Origin of the sequence: Aestuariivirga sp. (assembly GCF_044239095.1) — a bacterium.
GTDB lineage: Bacteria > Pseudomonadota > Alphaproteobacteria > Rhizobiales > Aestuariivirgaceae > Aestuariivirga.
In genome coordinates this window covers 14,259-30,597 of the sequence record NZ_JBIICB010000014.1, presented here as the reverse complement: position 1 = coordinate 30,597, position 16,339 = coordinate 14,259, and the positions used below count along the sequence as shown (strand labels likewise).

17 protein-coding genes and 1 tRNA gene are annotated in these 16,339 nt (G+C 64.0%); 10 read left to right on the top strand and 8 right to left on the bottom strand.

What is annotated here, in order from left to right; all coding sequences use genetic code 11:
- The coding region (locus ACILRA_RS02640) for an NAD kinase (protein WP_395660537.1) at window positions 1-574 on the bottom strand (574 nt) is incomplete at its 3' end.
- 97 nt (window positions 575-671) lie between these two features.
- On the opposite strand from ACILRA_RS02640, the gene ACILRA_RS02635 reads away from it, so the two are divergent.
- Both ACILRA_RS02635 and cobU read left to right on the top strand, forming a co-directional pair.
- On the top strand, window positions 672-1,043 hold the full coding sequence (locus ACILRA_RS02635; protein ID WP_395660536.1) for a DUF1636 family protein: 372 nt from the start codon (window positions 672-674) through the stop codon (window positions 1,041-1,043).
- A complete protein-coding gene (cobU, locus tag ACILRA_RS02630) occupies window positions 1,040-1,540 on the top strand; it encodes a bifunctional adenosylcobinamide kinase/adenosylcobinamide-phosphate guanylyltransferase (protein WP_395660535.1) in 501 nt (166 codons plus the stop codon). Before ACILRA_RS02635 ends, cobU begins: the two co-directional genes overlap by 4 nt.
- 15 nt (window positions 1,541-1,555) lie before the next feature.
- Here the strand turns inward: cobU and cbiB are convergent, their stop codons facing one another.
- Genes cbiB through cobA form a run of 4 tightly spaced genes read right to left on the bottom strand, consistent with a single transcriptional unit; the run spans window position 1,556 to window position 6,066 of the window.
- Window positions 1,556-2,494, bottom strand: coding sequence for an adenosylcobinamide-phosphate synthase CbiB (cbiB, locus tag ACILRA_RS02625; RefSeq protein ID WP_395660538.1), 939 nt, complete (start codon window positions 2,492-2,494; stop codon window positions 1,556-1,558).
- A 14-nt stretch (window positions 2,495-2,508) separates the two neighbouring features.
- Entirely contained in the window at window positions 2,509-3,969 is a 1,461-nt protein-coding gene (locus tag ACILRA_RS02620; protein ID WP_395660534.1) for a cobyric acid synthase, read from the bottom strand.
- Complete coding sequence (locus ACILRA_RS02615) at window positions 3,966-5,240, bottom strand: cobyrinate a,c-diamide synthase (protein WP_395660533.1); 1,275 nt, start codon at window positions 5,238-5,240, stop codon at window positions 3,966-3,968. Before ACILRA_RS02615 ends, ACILRA_RS02620 begins: the two co-directional genes overlap by 4 nt.
- Window positions 5,233-6,066 carry a uroporphyrinogen-III C-methyltransferase gene (cobA, locus tag ACILRA_RS02610; RefSeq protein ID WP_395660532.1) on the bottom strand — a complete coding sequence of 278 codons (834 nt, stop codon included), beginning with the start codon at window positions 6,064-6,066 and terminating at the stop codon, window positions 5,233-5,235. The genes ACILRA_RS02615 and cobA overlap by 8 nt, the downstream gene beginning before the upstream one ends.
- A 34-nt stretch (window positions 6,067-6,100) precedes the next feature.
- On the opposite strand from cobA, the gene ACILRA_RS02605 reads away from it, so the two are divergent.
- The 7 genes from ACILRA_RS02605 to ACILRA_RS02575 all read left to right on the top strand — a co-directional run bounded on the left by ACILRA_RS02605 (window position 6,101) and on the right by ACILRA_RS02575 (window position 13,726).
- Complete coding sequence (locus ACILRA_RS02605; protein WP_395660531.1) at window positions 6,101-7,171, top strand: cobalt-precorrin-5B (C(1))-methyltransferase; 1,071 nt, start codon at window positions 6,101-6,103, stop codon at window positions 7,169-7,171.
- Window positions 7,161-7,904, top strand: coding sequence for a cobalt-precorrin-6A reductase (locus ACILRA_RS02600; RefSeq protein ID WP_395660530.1), 744 nt, complete (start codon window positions 7,161-7,163; stop codon window positions 7,902-7,904). Before ACILRA_RS02605 ends, ACILRA_RS02600 begins: the two co-directional genes overlap by 11 nt.
- A gap of 134 nt (window positions 7,905-8,038) precedes the next feature.
- On the top strand, window positions 8,039-9,079 hold the full coding sequence (locus ACILRA_RS02595) for an amino acid ABC transporter substrate-binding protein (RefSeq protein WP_395660529.1): 1,041 nt from the start codon (window positions 8,039-8,041) through the stop codon (window positions 9,077-9,079).
- Between the two features lie 64 nt (window positions 9,080-9,143).
- The gene (locus ACILRA_RS02590; protein WP_395660528.1) at window positions 9,144-10,325 is read left to right on the top strand and encodes an amino acid ABC transporter permease; all 1,182 of its coding nucleotides are present in this window, start codon (window positions 9,144-9,146) and stop codon (window positions 10,323-10,325) included.
- Between the two features lie 4 nt (window positions 10,326-10,329).
- Window positions 10,330-11,919 carry an amino acid ABC transporter permease gene (locus tag ACILRA_RS02585; RefSeq protein WP_395660527.1) on the top strand — a complete coding sequence of 530 codons (1,590 nt, stop codon included), beginning with the start codon at window positions 10,330-10,332 and terminating at the stop codon, window positions 11,917-11,919.
- A 3-nt stretch (window positions 11,920-11,922) separates the two neighbouring features.
- Entirely contained in the window at window positions 11,923-12,663 is a 741-nt protein-coding gene (locus tag ACILRA_RS02580; protein ID WP_395660526.1) for an amino acid ABC transporter ATP-binding protein, read from the top strand.
- Between the two features lie 52 nt (window positions 12,664-12,715).
- A complete protein-coding gene (locus tag ACILRA_RS02575; RefSeq protein ID WP_395660525.1) occupies window positions 12,716-13,726 on the top strand; it encodes an amino acid ABC transporter substrate-binding protein in 1,011 nt (336 codons plus the stop codon).
- Between the two features lie 166 nt (window positions 13,727-13,892).
- On the opposite strand, the gene sseA is transcribed toward ACILRA_RS02575, so the two are convergent.
- Together sseA and ACILRA_RS02565 are read right to left on the bottom strand one after the other, a co-directional pair.
- A complete protein-coding gene (gene sseA / locus ACILRA_RS02570) occupies window positions 13,893-14,738 on the bottom strand; it encodes a 3-mercaptopyruvate sulfurtransferase (protein WP_395660524.1) in 846 nt (281 codons plus the stop codon).
- Between the two features lie 10 nt (window positions 14,739-14,748).
- Window positions 14,749-15,774: a cysteine synthase A gene (locus tag ACILRA_RS02565; RefSeq protein ID WP_395660523.1), complete on the bottom strand. Its 1,026-nt coding sequence runs from the start codon at window positions 15,772-15,774 to the stop codon at window positions 14,749-14,751.
- 279 nt (window positions 15,775-16,053) lie between these two features.
- On the opposite strand from ACILRA_RS02565, the gene ACILRA_RS02560 reads away from it, so the two are divergent.
- Complete coding sequence (locus tag ACILRA_RS02560; RefSeq protein ID WP_395660522.1) at window positions 16,054-16,236, top strand: hypothetical protein; 183 nt, start codon at window positions 16,054-16,056, stop codon at window positions 16,234-16,236.
- Between the two features lie 16 nt (window positions 16,237-16,252).
- Here ACILRA_RS02560 and ACILRA_RS02555 read toward each other — a convergent pair.
- A tRNA-Asn gene (locus ACILRA_RS02555) sits at window positions 16,253-16,328 on the bottom strand.
- Between the last annotated feature and the right edge of the window lie 11 nt (window positions 16,329-16,339).

Here is a 16,339-nt window from a genome sequence, read left to right as displayed (position 1 = left end):
GCAGGATGGCGCCGCGCCAGCCGCGCGGGCGGAAGGCGCTGATCGGGGTGAGCGCCAGCAGCTCCGAATTGATCGGCAAAATTGGTCCGTGGGCGGAGAGATTATACGCCGTGCTGCCCGCCGGTGTGGCCACCAGCACGCCGTCGCAGGTCAGCTCCTCAAGGCGGGGCTTGTCGTCGATGGCGATCATCAGCTTCGCCGCCTGGTGGCGCTGGCGCAGCAGCGAGACTTCGTTGAAGGCGATGGCCCGGTGCACCTTGCCCGTCTCGTCCACCGCCACCATGCTCAACGGGTGGATGACGGTGAGTTCCGCCGCGGCCAGCCGTTCCTTCAGGCCCTCTTCGGCATAATCATTCATCAGGAAGCCCACCGTGCCGCGGTTCATGCCGTAGATGGGCGTGCCGGTGGAGAGGAAGCGGTGCAGCGTCTGCAGCATGTGGCCGTCGCCGCCCAGTGCCACCACGCAGTCGGCGCGGTCGGGATCGGCATTGCCGTGGATGGCGGCAAGCCGCCGCTGGGCCTCGCGGGCCTCGGGCGAATCCGACGCGAGGAAGGCGATTGATCTGAAATTCATGCCGGTTTCATCGCCCAATGTTCATCGCGTTGACAGGCCTGCCGATTGCCTACATTGAAGGCCACCCCTTGGCAACTGCCCCCGGCACCGGAGCCCCATGCGCGACATCGTGATGTGCACGACCTGCAAGTTTTCTCCCAGTGAGAAGACCGGCCCCGACGGCCGCACGGGGGGCGAGACGCTGATCGCCCACATGGCAGACGCCATCGCGGAGCGTGGCCTTGCGCTTGGCGTCAGCACCCAGGCCTGCCTGTGGAATTGCAGCCGCCACTGCAGCGTCATCCTGCGTGACGGCGGCCGCTTCACCTATGTCACCGGTGGCCATGAGCCGACGCGGGAGCAGGCCGAGGCCATCCTCGACTGGTTCGCCCTCCACGGTGAAAGCGAGACGGGCGAAGTGCCCTTCCGCCAGTGGCCGGACCGCATGCGCGGCCACTTCATCGCACGCATTCCCCGGGCGCCCACGTGAAGACCCTCGTCCTCGGCGGCGCCCGCTCCGGCAAGAGCCGCTTCGCGGAGGGGCTGGCCCGCGCCTCTGAAGGGCCCCGGACCTACATCGCCACCGCCGAACCCTTCGACGAGGAGATGCGCCAGCGCATCGCCCGCCACCGGGAAGAGCGCGCCGCCCATGGCTGGACGACGCTCGAAGCCCCGCTCGATCCCGCCGCCGCCCTCCGCCAGGCCCAGGGCTTCATCCTCCTCGACTGCGTCACCGTCTGGCTCGGCAACCTCATGCACCATGGCCGCGACATCGGCGGGGCGGTCGATGGCTTGCGAGAGGCCCTTCAAGAGACACAATCAAGGGTTGTTCTGGTCTCGAATGAGGTCGGCCTCTCCATCGTGCCGGAAAATGCCATGGCCCGCCGCTTCCGGGACGAGCAGGGGATCGCCAACCAGAAACTGTCAGCCGCAGTTGACGAGGTCTATTTCGTGGCGGCTGGACTGCCGCTGCGCCTCAAGGGTTGAGCGGCAACCGCATGTCTACACAATAGCAACGAACAGCAACGCAAAACTCAACAAAAGCATCGCCCGCGTCATCAATTTCACACCACTGAGGATGTCGCCGCGGGTGAGGGTGGTGCGCCCCTCGCCCATCCACGGCAGCTCCAGCATGTCGCCCTGGTAGCTGCGCGGGCCGCCCAGGCGCAGGCCGAGGGCGGTTGCCATCGCGGCTTCGGGCCAGCCGGCATTGGGGGATTGGTGCTTGGGCGCATCGCGGCGCATGATGGCCACGATCTCCCTGAAGCGTGAGGGGGTGCAGGCCGCGAAGAGCAAGCCCGTCAGCCGTGAGGCAGGCAGGTTCACGACGTCGTCCAGCCTTGCGGACGCCCACCCAAACCATTGATATCGCGCATTTTTGTGGCCGATCATAGAATCCGCCGTGTTGATCGCCTTGTAGATGGCGATGCCGGGCAGGCCGAGCAGGGCATACCACAGCACAGGGGCGACGATGCCGTCGGAACTGTTCTCGGCCAGGCTCTCCAGTGCCGCGCGGGAAATGCCGGACTCGTCGAGGCTCGTGGTATCGCGCCCCACGATCATGCTCACCGACCGGCGCGCCTCCGGCAGCGAACGCCCCAGCGCCTGGTGAACGTCAAGTACATGATCTTTCAGGGATCTTTGGGCGATGAGCGTGGTCGCCAGCAACACCTCCACCACCCAACCGAGCCGCCAGTGGGACAGGACGTCGGCAATCATCCAGGCCGGAAAGAACGCCGCACTGATCAGGATGGCCAGTGCTGCCACACCCCGTGCACGGCCTTCCGCAGGGCTCACATTCGGCTTGTTAAGCTTTTGATCCAGATAGGTAATCAGCCTTCCTGCCCAAACGACCGGGTGGCTGATACGGCTGTGGATGGCCTGTGGATAGCCGGTGAATTTCTCGATCAGCAGCGCCACTGCTGCGCGGCCGAAGACCATCATGGGCCAGTCCATCACACCTCTCCCGCGAGTGACAGGAGGCGGTCAAGGTCGAGATGGTTCTCGAGGTGCTGCGCCAGCGCGTCGAGGGTTGTCTCGATGGTGTCCTCGAAGCGTAGAGTGCTGGATTGAATCCCAAGCGAAGTCAAGAACTTGGCGCGGAATTCGTCGCTGGAAAAGCAACCGTGCAGATAGCTTCCCATGACCTGCCCCGAGGCGCTGATCGCCCCGTCCGGGCGGCCCTCCAGCAGGGCGAAGGGCCGGGAGCAGTCCGCCCCACCCGTCTGGCCGAGGTGGATTTCATACCCCGCAAGTGCCGCCCCGGTGGGGACATGGGTGCCGGTAATGCGGGTCAGCGTCTTGTCCGCCAGCAGGGTGGTTTCAACGTCCAGCAGGCCCAGTCCGGCCACGTCGCCAGCGGAACCCTCCAGCCCTTGCGGGTCGCTGATCGTTCTCCCCAGCATCTGGTATCCGCCGCACAGGCCCAGCACCAGGCCGCCGCGCCGGACATGCGCCAGAAGGTCGATGTCCCAGCCCTCCCGCCGCAGCGCCGCAAGGTCCGCGACGGTCGACTTGGAGCCCGGGATGATGACCAGGCGGGCATCTCCCGGAATGGCGTCACCCGGTTGGACGAAGGACAAGGCCACGCCCGGTTCCTGCCGCAATGGGTCAAGGTCGTCGAAATTGGCGATCCTCGGCAGCCGCAGAACGGAAATTTTTGTTCCAGAAGAATGGGTTTGCAGATCTTCCTCAAGTGCCACTGCATCCTCCGCCGGAAGCCGCCGCGCCCCTGAGAAGTGGGGGATCACGCCAAGGCAGGGGGTCAGCGTGCGGGTCTCGAGGAAGCTACGTCCTTCCGAGAACAGTTCAGGATCACCATGGAACTTGTTGATCAGAAAGGCTTTCAGCCGTGCCCGGTCGGCCGGGGGCAGAATATCAAAGGTCCCCGCAATCGAGGCGATCACCCCGCCACGGTGGATGTCGCCGATCAGCACGGCCGGAATGTCTGCGGCCTCGGCGAAGCCCATATTGGCGAGGTCGCCGTTCCGGAGGTTGATCTCGCCGGGGCTTCCCGCGCCCTCCACCAGCACCGCGTCCGCGCCTTGCGAGACCCGCCGGAAGCTGTCGAGGCAGTCGTTCAAGTATTTGCTTCTGTTGCGAAAATACTCCCGCGCCGTCATCGAGGCCTGGCGCTTGCCCTGCACGATGATCTGGGCGCCCGTCGTCGTTTCCGGCTTCAGAAGGATGGGGTTCATGTGCACCGAACTCGGCACCCGGGCCGCGCGGGCCTGGAGTGCCTGCGCCCTGCCTATTTCCCCGCCATCTGCCGTCACTGCCGCATTGTTCGACATGTTCTGCGGCTTGAAGGGCATCACGCTCAGTCCGCGGTTGGCATAGGCCCGGCAAAGTCCGGCCACGATCAATGACTTACCGACATCCGAGCCGGTGCCCATGAACATGATCGCGCGGGTCATGCCGCCTCCGCGATGACATGGGCGTAGGACCCCATCACCAGGCCGCGCCGCAGCCCCATGGCAGGAAGCGGTTCACCGGTTGCGTCAACAGCTGCGAACAATCGCTCGGCATCACCCTCGGTGACCAGGGTCGAATAGTGAAACTCGTGTGCGGTCAATGGCTTGGCCCATGGTGCACCGGCAAGCGGCGTCAGGCGCCGGTAGCCCAGATGCAACTTGCGGGCAGCGAAACTGGTTGCCAGCGGAAGCAGTCCCGCCATGGGGTGCGTGGTTCCTGCCGCATCCGTCAGGCTATCGCCCAGCACCATGAAGCCGCCGCACTCGCCATAGACGAGACCGGGGTGGGCGCGAAGGCCTGCGCGAAATTCGGCATTGGCCGCCAGCCTCCCGGCATGGAGTTCGGGGTAGCCACCGGGCAGGAAGACGAAATCTGCTTTGGGATCAGGCGCTTCGTCGCCAAGGGGCGAAAAGAACGAAAGGCTTGCTCCCTGGCTGCGCCAGCCGTCCAGCAGGTGCGGGTAGGCGAAGGAAAAGGCATCGTCCCGCGCCACAGCGATGTGTTGTCCGGGGGGCGGCAGGGCGGCGCATCCCGGCGGGGCGGCAAGGGGTGCGGCGAGGTCCATCACGCGGTCGAGCAATCCCTGCTCGCTGACCCGTGCCGCGGCCCCCGCGATGAACGCCTCGAGTTCCGGATTCTCCTGCGCCTGAACGAGGCCGAGGTGGCGGGAGGGCCAGGCAAGGGCGCTGTCGTTCGGCAGTGCCGCGAGAACCGGCAAGGTGATCGCCTCCCTCAGCAGCGCCTCATGGCGCGCGCTGGCGACCCGGTTGAGGATCACGCCCAGGAGGTTCAAGTCCTTGCGGAAGCTTGCAAATCCATGAACGAGTGCTGCGGCGGACTGGGCCTGCTGGCGGCAGTCCACGGTGAGGATCACCGGCAGGCCAAGCGCTTGCGCCAGGTCGGCGGTGGAGCCTTTGGCACCCCGCGGTCCATCGAACAGGCCCATCACGCCTTCGATGATGACGAGGTCCGAACCCGCCGCGAGGTCGGCGGCGAGGCTGCCGATAAGGCCGTGGCTCATCGCCCAGGGATCGAGATTGTAGCAGGAACGCCCCGTGGCGGCCTCGTGAAAGCGGGGGTCGATATAGTCGGGGCCGGCCTTGGCAGCAGCCGTGCGGACGCCGCGATTGCGGAAGGCCCGCAGCAGGCCCATCGTGATCAGTGTCTTGCCACTACCCGAGGCGGGGGCCGCCACCACGATGGCCTTAGCCAACCGGGTTCTCCCGGAGCGGGCCCTTGTACCAGTCGAGCAGGCTGCGCCAGTCAGAGGCACGGCCGACGACGACGATGGCGGGGGTCGGAGGCTCGTTGGCCATCACATAGGCGCCGGCCCCTGCAAGGGTCGTCGCGGCGACCTCCTGGTGCGGCATGGAGGCGTTGGACACGATGGTCACCGGATCGTCGCCTGTGCGCCCGCCTTCCATTAAAGCCTGAGCGATCTCGCCCAAATGCTTGATCGACATGTACATTACGATCACGGGAGAGGCCAGTGCAACGGCCTGCCAGTTGACATTGGCCGGCATGTTGCCGGTCGCGTCGTGGCCGGTCAGGAAGATGACGGAGTGGTTGGTGTCGCGATGGGTCGCGGGCATGCCTGCATAGGCGAGGCCGCCGATCCCCGCCGTGATGCCGGGCACGATGCGGAAGGGGATGCCGGCGGCGCCGAGGTTCTGGCACTCCTCGCCGCCGCGGCCGAACATGAACGGATCGCCGCCCTTGAGGCGCAGCACGCGCTTTCCGGCCCGCGCGAGGTCGATCAGGCGGAGCGTAATGTCCTTCTGGGTGGGAGAGGGCTTGCCACCGCGCTTTCCGGCATACTCAAGCTCTGCGCCGACCTTGACCCAGCGCAGGATGTCAGGGTTGACCAGCGCATCGTAGACGACGACGTCACAGGTCTGGAGGGCATGGTAGCAGAGAAGCGACATCAGGCCTGGCGCCCCCGGTCCAGCGCCGACGAGCCAGACCCAGCCGGGCTCGAAGGCCGGGAAGGTTTCGGCGTCGAGCCTTGCGAATCCGGTGTGTTGCTCGGGAGAGCTCACCCAGTCGCCGATCCTTTTCGTTGGTCCAAGTCCCATGGCCGCCTTATACAGTGGGCCCATGCGAAGTGAGAAGCCCGAAGGCGAATTAAGGCGCGGCTGGACCACGGGCGCATGCGCAACGGCGGCAGTGAAGGCGGCTTTTGCGGCATTGCGGACGGGGGAATTCCCCGATCCCGTGACGATCACCCTGCCAAAGGGCGAAACGCCGTCGTTTCCGCTGGCGCTGGAGGAGCGGGGTGATGGCTGGGCGCGCGCCGGAATCATCAAGGATGCCGGCGACGACCCGGACGTGACGCATGGCTGCATGGTGGTGGCAACCGTGCGCCCAGGCGGCGAGGGCATCCGCTTCCGGGCCGGACCCGGCGTCGGCATTGTCACGCGGGGCGGACTGCCAATCCCGCCGGGTGAACCCGCCATCAATCCGGTGCCGCGCGACATGATGGCCCGGGTAATCGCAGAGCTGGGCGGGAGCGCCGCGGAGATCGAAATCTCCATACCGGATGGGGAAGCACTGGCGGCAAAGACCTGGAACCCGCGCCTTGGCATCATCGGCGGGCTTTCGATCCTCGGCACGACAGGGATCGTCAATCCGTTTTCCTGTGCGGCATGGATCGCGTCCATCCACCGTGGGATCGACGTCGCCCGGGCCATGGGCCTCAGGCACGTGGCCGGCTGCACGGGTTCGACATCGGAAGACGCGGTCAGGGCGCATTATGGCCTGCCGCTCGAGGCCATGCTCGACATGGGAGACTTCGCCGGCGGGCTGCTGAAATATCTGCGTTCCCACCCGGTTGCCCGGGTGACGATCGGCGGCGGCTTTGGCAAGATCACCAAGCTTGCCCAGGGTGCGCTGGACCTCCATTCGGGCCGCTCTCAGGTGGAATTCGATTTCCTGGCGGCACTGGCGCCCGAGCTGCCCCGTGAGAGGGTGCTGGCGGCCAATACGGCGCTGGAGGTGCTGGAGATGGCGGAGGCAGCGGGCCTTGCCCACCGGGTTGCCGAAGCAGCACTCCTGACCGTGCGCTCCGTGCTGAGGGATGCGCCCGTTGTTGCAGACGTCATCATCGTCTCGCGCCGGGGTGAGCTCGTCGCCCATGCCGCCTGATCGCATTCTCATTCTCGGGGGCACGCGCGATGCCCGTGAGCTTGCGGACATGCTGGTGGCAAGTGGTCACTCCGTCATCACCTCGCTGGCGGGCGTGACGCAGAACCCGGAACTGCCGGCGGGAGAGGTGCGGCGCGGCGGTTTCGGGGGAGCCGAAGGGCTGCACGCCTATCTGCGGCGTGAAAGCGTGGCTGTGGTGGCGGATGCGACGCATCCATTCGCTGTCCGCATGTCCGCAAATGCCGATGCCGCATGCCGTGAGGCGGGGCTGCCCCTCCTGCGGCTGGAACGCGCGCCTTGGCTGGCCACCGTGGACGACCGCTGGTTGCCCGCGGCATCTGTGGCGCAGGCCGCCGCGCTTCTGCCGGAGCGCGCACGTGCCTTCATCACCATCGGACGCAACGAGATCCAGCCCTTTCTTTCGCGGGAAGACGTATCTGGCCTGGCGCGCATGATCGAGCCGCCGGAAATCACCTTTCCGCCGCGCTGGACGCTGCTGCTGGATCGTCCGCCGTTCACCGTTGCGTATGAACGGCTGCTGATGACGGATCATGCCATCACCTGGCTCGTCACGAAGAATGCCGGTGGCCGTGCGACGGAAGCAAAACTGATTGCGGCGCGGGAGCTTGGCATACCGGTCATCATGGTCGAGCGGCCGGTCAAACCGCCCGCCCAATCCTTTGCAACGGCAGGCGAATTGGCAACAGCGGTACGGCGGCTGCTTTCTCCTTGACCTTGTCACAGTTCTCCGATTGTTATTGTTCACATGTGTGACCCTTGGGAAACGGCCGCCCTGACGGGGAGGCATTATCTGACGGTCAGTAGTGCGGTTGCTGCAAAATCAATTTCTGGTTGAGGAACTCAATGATGAACAAGGTGACTTCCCTCTTCATCGGCGCCGCCTTGAGCGTTGCCGCCGCGGGTGCTGCGCAGGCAGGCACGCTGGACGACGTGCGTCAGAAGGGCTTTCTCCAGTGCGGCGTGAGCCAGGGTCTGCCCGGCTTTTCCAATCCGGACGAGCAGAACAACTGGACCGGCATGGACGTGGATTTCTGCCGGGCCGTGGCAGCAGCCGTTCTCGGTGATCCGCAGAAGGTGAAGTTCACGCCGCTCTCCGCCAAGGAGCGCTTCACGGCGCTGCAGTCCGGCGAGATCGATATCCTGTCGCGGAACACCACCTGGACGATGAGCCGCGATACCTCGCTCGGCCTGAAATTTGCCGGCACGATGTATTATGATGGCCAGGGCTTCCTCATCAACTCCACGAAGTTTCCCGAGGTGAAGTCGGCCGCGCAGCTTGCGGGCGCAACGGTCTGCACCCAGACCGGAACGACTACGGAGTTGAACCTTGCCGACTACTTCAAGTCCAACAACATGGAATACAAGCTCGTCGCCTTCGAGAAGAACGAAGAGGCGCTGGCCGCTTACCAGGATGGCCGCTGCGATGTCTATACAACCGACCAGTCTGGTCTCTACTCGGTGCGCCTGAAGCTGGCGAAGCCCGAGGAGAACGTCGTGCTGCCGGAGATCATCTCCAAGGAGCCGTTGGGACCGGTGGTGCGCCAGGGTGACGATGCCTGGTTCAACGTGGTGAAATGGACCTATTTCGCGCTCGTCAATGCGGAAGAGCTTGGGATCACGTCGCAGAACATCGAAGAGATGAAGGCATCCAAGAACCCCGAAGTGCAGCGTCTTCTGGGTGTCGAGAACGCTGATGGTTCCGCCGCGGGCTTTGGTACCGGCATCGGGCTTGAAGAGGCCTGGGCGGTGAACATCATCAAGGCCACCGGCAACTATGGCGAGATCTTCGAACGCAACGTTGGTTTGAACACGCCGTTGAAGATCGCGCGTGGCAAGAATGCGCTGTGGAAGGACGGCGGACTGCAGTACGCGCCGCCGATCCGCTGAGCGGCAGTCATGACCAGGAGCCCGGCCTCATGAGGCCGGGCTCACTGTCAGTGAATATCCCGTCATGAAATACTCGCAGGACGACGGGCGGCAAGGCGTATCAGCCTGGAACGATCCGCGCTGGCGGGCCCTGTTCTTCCAGGCAGTTCTGGTGCTTGTCGCCGGCGTCCTGGTTTACGACCTCGCCGTGAACACGGCACGCAACCTCGCAAACCGCAATATCGCGTCGGGTTGGGACTTCCTCACGCGGAATTCCGGCTTCGACGTCGTCTTTTCGCTGATCGCCTATTCGAGCGAGTCGAATTACGGGCGTGCCCTGCTGGTAGGGTTTCTCAACACGCTGCTCGTCTCCGCCATGGGCATTGTTCTGGCGACCGTTCTTGGCTTTGCCGTTGGCGTGATGCGGTTGTCGCGCAACTGGCTGGCGGCACGCGCGGCGTCGATCTTTGTCGAATTCCTGCGGAACACGCCGCTGCTGCTGCAGCTTTTCATCTGGTACGCGCTGGTGCTGAAGCCATTGCCGGATGCACGGAACGCGATCAGGATTTGGGATATCGGCGCTCTTTCGAACAAGGGGCTGACGCTGCCCATGCCGATCTTCGGGCCGGGGGCGTGGATGGCGCTGCTTGGCCTGGGACTGGCGGCCGCTGGTTCCCTGATCATCCATCGATGGGCGAGGAAGCGTCAGGCGGAGACGGGAGAGCGCTTTGCGTCTGGGCTTGTAGCCCTTGCGCTCGTCATCGCGCTGCCTGTCCTGTTCTTCGCGATCGCTGGCTGGCCCGTGACCTTCGATTACCCGGTGATGGGCTCCTTCAGCTTCCGCGGCGGTGCGACGCTGGTTCCTGAGTTCATGGCATTGCTGCTGGCGCTGTCGGTCTATACCGCCGCCTTCATCGCGGAGGCGGTGCGCGCCGGAATCCAGGCCATTCCGCGCGGGCAGAGCGAAGCCGCTCATGCACTGGGCTTAGCACCAGGGCCTATCATGCGGCTTGTCATCCTGCCGCAGGCGCTGCGCGTGATCATTCCGCCGCTCACCAGTCAGTATCTGAACCTTACGAAGAACTCATCGCTCGCCGTTGCGATTGGCTATCCCGATCTCGTTGCCATGGGTGGCACGACCCTGAACCAGACGGGCCAGGCCGTCGAGATCGTGCTCGTGTGGATGACGGTCTATCTGACCCTCAGCCTCATGACGTCGGCCTTCATGAACTGGTTCAACCGGCGCGTCCGGCTGGTGGAGAGATAGTGCGATGGAGGCACGCGCGAGCTCAGCCTATGTGCGCCGCGAGGAGGCCCCGATCCTTCCGCCGCCGCCCGGAACAGTGGGGCCCGTCGGCTGGCTGCGGCAGAACCTGTTTGCGAGCCCCGGCAATACGCTGCTTACCATCACCTTCGGGCTCTTCATGGCCTTGGTTGCCTGGTCGATCATCGATTGGGCGCTGATCCGCGCCGTGTGGACCGGTCAGGATCGTGAGGCCTGCGCGGTAGACGGTGCGGGCGCATGCTGGCCTTTCGTGTGGGCCAAGTTTCCGCAATGGCTGTTCGGGTTCTATCCGATCGACGAGAGATGGCGGCCCGCGCTGGTGTTCCTGATCGGTGTTGCCGGCATCGTGCCGATGCTGATCCCCTCCGCGCCGGGCAAGCAGTGGAATGCGTTGTTCCTTGCCGTCGCATTCCCGGTGGTGGCGCTCATCCTGCTCTCCGGCGGCAACTTCGACGTAGGCCCAGCTGGCTATGCGGTGGTTGTGCTGCTCACGCTTCTCGGCAGCGTGCTGCTGCCGGTCGCCTCGCTTGGCCTCGAGAATGGCATGAAGAGCAACCGGGCGGGCGCTGTCCTTGCGCTTGCCGGTCTTGCACCCGCGCTCCTCTGGCTTGTTGCGGAAGGATTGGCGGCCCTGAACGGTCTCGTTTCGCTGCTGGCCTCCGCTATTGGGCTCATTGGCTTTGATCCGCTCGGCCACCTGGTCCGGAGGCTTCTGGGATTGAGGGATTATGTCAGTGGCCACTGGCTTACGCCCTATGCCGTATCGTCCGCCATCGCGGTCGCGGCAGCGTTTTCCGTCTGGTGCCTTCTCAAAAGCGGCGGAGGGCGGGCGCTCGGGCTGCTCGGTGTCTGGGTTGCCACGGCGGCGACCGCACTTCTCGTTCTCCTTCTCCTCGACATCGACTTCGGCCTGGTGCCGGTCGAGACGTCGAGTTGGGGCGGCCTTCTCGTCACGCTGGTGGTCTCCGTCACCGGAATCGCAGCCTCGCTGCCGCTCGGCATCCTGCTGGCGCTGGGGCGCCGCTCAAGCATGCCTGTTGTCCGGCTGCTGTCGGTGATCTTCATCGAGGTCTGGCGGGGAGTGCCGCTCATCACCGTGCTCTTCATGTCGAGCGTGATGCTGCCCTTGTTCCTGCCCGACGGCATGAGCTTCGACAAGCTGCTGCGAGCCCTCATCGGCATTTCGCTATTCTCCGCCGCCTATATGGCGGAAGTGGTGAGGGGCGGACTGCAGGCCATCGGCAAGGGCCAGTACGAGGGCGCCATGGCGCTTGGCCTGTCCTACTGGCAGGTCATGCGCAAGATCGTATTGCCGCAGGCGCTCAAAGTATCGATTCCGAACATCGTCGGGAACTTCATCGGCCTGTTCAAGGATACGACGCTCGTGATGATCATCGGCCTTTATGATTTCCTCGGGATCATTACCGCGGGCACGCAGGACGCCAAGTGGGCTTCGCCACAGACGGCGAACACCGGCTATTTCATTGCCGCTGTCGTCTACTGGGTGTTCTGCTTCGGCATGTCGCGCTATGCGATGTTCACCGAGCAGAGGCTCAATGCCAGCATGAGGAGATAGACCTTGGATCTGACGCCTGTCATTGAGATCGCTGGTCTGAACAAGTGGTTCGGCGACTTCCATGTCCTGCGTGACATCAAGCTTGATGTCTGGAAAGGCGAGCGCATCGTGATCTGCGGACCGTCAGGATCCGGCAAGTCGACGCTGATCCGCTGCATCAACCGGCTTGAGGAACACCAGAAGGGCCGCATCGTGGTCGATGGCACGGAACTCACGGCCGATCTCCGCCGCATCGACGAGGTCAGGCGCGATGTCGGCATGGTGTTCCAGCATTTCAACCTGTTTCCGCATTTGACGGTTCTCGAGAACTGCACGCTCGCGCCGGTCTGGGTCAGGAACTTGCCCAAGCGCGAGGCGGAGGAGACCGCGATGAAATTCCTGACGCGGGTCAAGATCCCCGAGCAGGCGCTCAAGTATCCAGGCCAGCTCTCCGGCGGGCAGCAGCAGCGCGTGGCGATTGCACGCGCACTTTGCATGAACCCAAAGATCATGCTGTTCGATGAGCCGACCTCGGCACTCGATCCGGAGATGGTGAAGGAAGTTCTGGACACAATGGTGAGCCTGGCGGAAGAGGGCATGACCATGCTGGTCGTGACCCATGAGATGGGCTTCGCCAAGCAGGTGGCCAACCGGGTGATCTTCATGGACCAGGGCCAGATCGTGGAGGAGAATGTGCCTGACGCGTTCTTTTCCAATCCGCAGAATGAGCGCACGAAACTGTTCCTGAGCCAGATCCTGAAGTGAGCTTGTGGGCCGTCCCGCGCCGGGCTAGCTTCACGATTATGTTGGAGGAATCATGAAACGGCTTCTTGCGGCGGCAGCGCTCTTCCTCGGGCTGACATCCAGCCTTCATGCGGCAACCCTCGACGACATCAAGGCGCGCGGGCAACTGAACTGCGGCGTCAACCCGAACCTTCAGGGCTTTGCGGCCAAGGGCGAAGATGGCGCATGGGCTGGCTTCGATGTTGACTTCTGCCGTGCCCTTGCGGCCGCCGTGCTGGGCGATCCGGGCAAGGTCGCCTATGTGCCGTTGAATGCCCAGCAGCGTTTCGATGCGCTTGCCGCGGGGCAAATCGACGTGCTGTCGCGCAACACCACATGGACAATGGAACGCGAGACCAAGTCGCCATTGCGGTTTCCTGGCATCTCCTATCATGACGGTCAGGGCTTCATCGTGAAGAAGCTCCTGGGCGTAACCTCGGCGCTCAACCTCTCGGGTGCTGCCATCTGCTTTCAGACGGGCACGACAAACGAGCTCAATGTCGAGGACTTCTTCCGTGAGAAGGAGATGGTCTTCCAGCCCATCCGGTTCGACAAGCTCGATGATCTCATCAAGGCCTTCGATGAAGGCAAGTGCGACACCTTCACCACCGACGTTTCTGTCCTCTATGCCGTCCGCCTCAGGCTTGCCAATCCTGATGACGCGATCGTGCTGCAGGACGTGATCTCGAAGGAGCCGCTGGGCCCGGTCGTGCGTCAGGGTGACGAGCGGTGGTTCAACATCGTGCGCTGGACACTTTTCGCGCTGATCAACGCCGAGGAGATGGGCGTGACGGCGGCGAGCGTCGACCAGTTCAAGGCAGACTCCAAGCGCGCCGACATCCGCCGCCTGCTGGGGCTGGAAGGCAGTTTTGGCGCCGACTTGGGGCTCGACGCCGACTGGGCGGTGCGCGCCATCAAGGCCACGGGAAATTACGGCGAAATTTTCGAGCGGAACCTGGGTGAGCAGACGCCGCTCCAGATCAGCCGCGGCATCAACGCTCTCTGGAACGCGGGCGGGCTGCTCTATGCGCCGCCCGTAAGGTGAGCGGAGAGGTTTCTCTCCGCCTTTCGGTCACCTCGCGAAAGACGGGAATGGCATTAGAGCATGATCCGCAAAAGTGGAAACCACTTTTGCGATAAGATCATGCTCAAGTCATTGAACTTGCGCGAGTTCTTTTCGACCAGGTGATTCCACCTGGTCGGAACGCGCGCTAGTGGCCGGTTGCCACTTCGGCATCCGGGTTGCCGCCCCACTCCGTCCATGAACCGTCGTAAAGCGCATGATCCTTTGCCCCGGCAAGGGTCAGGCCCAGCGTCAGGATTGCCGCGGTGATGCCGGAACCACAGGAGGTGATGACCGGCTTCGCGAGGTCGATGCCGGCCGACCGGAAAACCTCTGCGATGGCCTCTGGCGTTTTCAATGTTCCGTCGGGGTTGAGGAGGCTGGCATAGTGGACGTTGTGCGCACCGGGCATGTGGCCGACGCGGACGCCAGGCCTTGGCTCTGCTTCCTCGCCGCGGAAACGGGTTGCGGATCGGGCATCCGCGACGTGTGCTGAGCCGGAAGCAAGCGCGGCAGCGACCTCTTTCATGTCACGGACCATGGACGGGCGCGTGCGGGCGGTGAAATGGCGTTCCTGTGGTTTTCGGGCGGGGCCGTCCTCGATCGGGCGGCCTTCGGCGAGCCATTTCCGGAGCCCGCCGTCGAGCACGGCGACGTCATCATGGCCGAAATGCTTGAACATCCACCAGCAGCGCGCGGCGGAGAACAGGCCCGCGGCGTCATAGGCAATGACGCGCTTGCCGTCACCCACGCCGAGCTTGCGCATGCGCGAGGAGAATTTCTCTGGTGTCGGCAGCATGTGGGGCAGCAGCGATGATGTGTCCGACAGTTCGTCGACGTCGAAGATCTGTGCGCCGGGAATGTGGGCCGCCAGAAACTCCTGCCTGGGGTCACGCTTGGCGGTGGGCAGGTGCCATGAGGCATCGAGTATCGCGATGTCAGGGGAGCCCAAATGGGATTCGAGCCATTCGGTGGACACAATCTCGTTGCTCACGGCAGCAGCCTCATGCCTGGACCTGTTCTGTCACATCCGGTACCTGCGGCACCTTTTCAAGCCAGTGGGGAACGGGGAGGCCCTTTTCACGCAGGAAGGCTGGGTTGAAGAGCTTGGACGCATAGCGCGTTCCGTAGTCGCACAGGATGGTCACGATGGTGTGCCCCGGACCGAGCTGCCTTGCCATGTGCATGGCGCCCGCGACATTCACCCCCGTCGAACCGCCCATGCAGAGGCCCTCGTGCTGCAGGAGGTCGAAGGCGATGGGAATGGCCTCGGCATCGGGAATCTGGAAAGCGTCGTCCACGATTGCGCCTTCGAGGTTCGCCGTGATCCGGCCCTGTCCAATGCCCTCGGTGATCGAAGACCCTTCCGCCTTGAGCTCCCCGTGCTTGAAATAATTGTAAAGCGCCGCACCCATCGGATCTGCCAGCGCGATCCTGACGTTCTTGTTCCTGGCCTTCAGGCCCATGGAGACGCCCGCCAGCGTGCCGCCGGAACCGACAGCGGCGACAAAGGCATCCACCTTGCCGTCCGTCTGGTTCCAGATCTCGGGAGCAGTGGTCTCGATATGGGCCTGGCGGTTTGCCACGTTGTCAAACTGGTTGGCCCACACGGCGCCCATCGCCTTGGCGAGGCGGCCTGAGTATTTCACATAGTTGTTGGGGTTCTTGTAGGGCACGGCCGGAACTTCGACGAGCTCCGCGCCAAGCTGACGGAGCGCGTCCTTCTTCTCCTGGCTCTGGGTGTTCGGGATGACGATCACCGTCCGGATGCCCAGCGCATTGGCCACGACCGTGAGGCCAATCCCCGTATTGCCGGCGGTTCCCTCGACGATCGTGCCGCCGGGGGCCAGTTCACCCCGCGCCATTGCGTTCCGGATAATGAAGAGGGCGGCCCGGTCCTTTACCGACTGGCCGGGGTTCATGAACTCCGCCTTGCCCAGGATGGTGCAACCGGTGAGCTCGGATGCCTTGCGAAGCCTGATCAGCGGCGTGTTGCCGATGGCGGCGATGACGTCTTGCTTGATGTCCATGGGCTAGACATGCCCCAAGGGGGCGGGGTTCGTCAAATGAAGGAAAGGGTGAGAACATGAGGGCATGCGTCTTCTCCACCGCGTGCCTTTCGAAAGCCGGCGGGGCGTTGTGGCTTCCGGGATGGTTGGCAGGAAAATAGCATCGTGTTTTGGCCATCACTCGCCTTTCAGGATTGTCCAGTCCGGCCTTGAACAGGGCGCGCGGGGGCAGGGCAGTCGCAACTCCAGTGCTTCCTCAGCCAGCCCGAGGCGTCCAGCTACCCTGCCTTCAACGCCTGGATGTATTCCCTCGACACCCTGTTTCCCGTGCTGGAGATCGGCCAGAAAGAGTATTGGAGGCCCGACCCGGGCAAGCGCTGGGGCTCCTTCGCTATGGCCTATTTCTATTTTCAGGCAATGGTGGGATGGGCGCTGAGCCTGTTGGCCATTGCGGGCTTCTCAGGGTTGGTGAGATCCCGCTAAGTTACCACGAGGCTGCTGGCTCCCCGACCTGGACTCGAACCAGGGACAATTCGATTAACAGTCGAATGCTCTACCAACTGAGCTATCGGGGAATGGCCGGGGC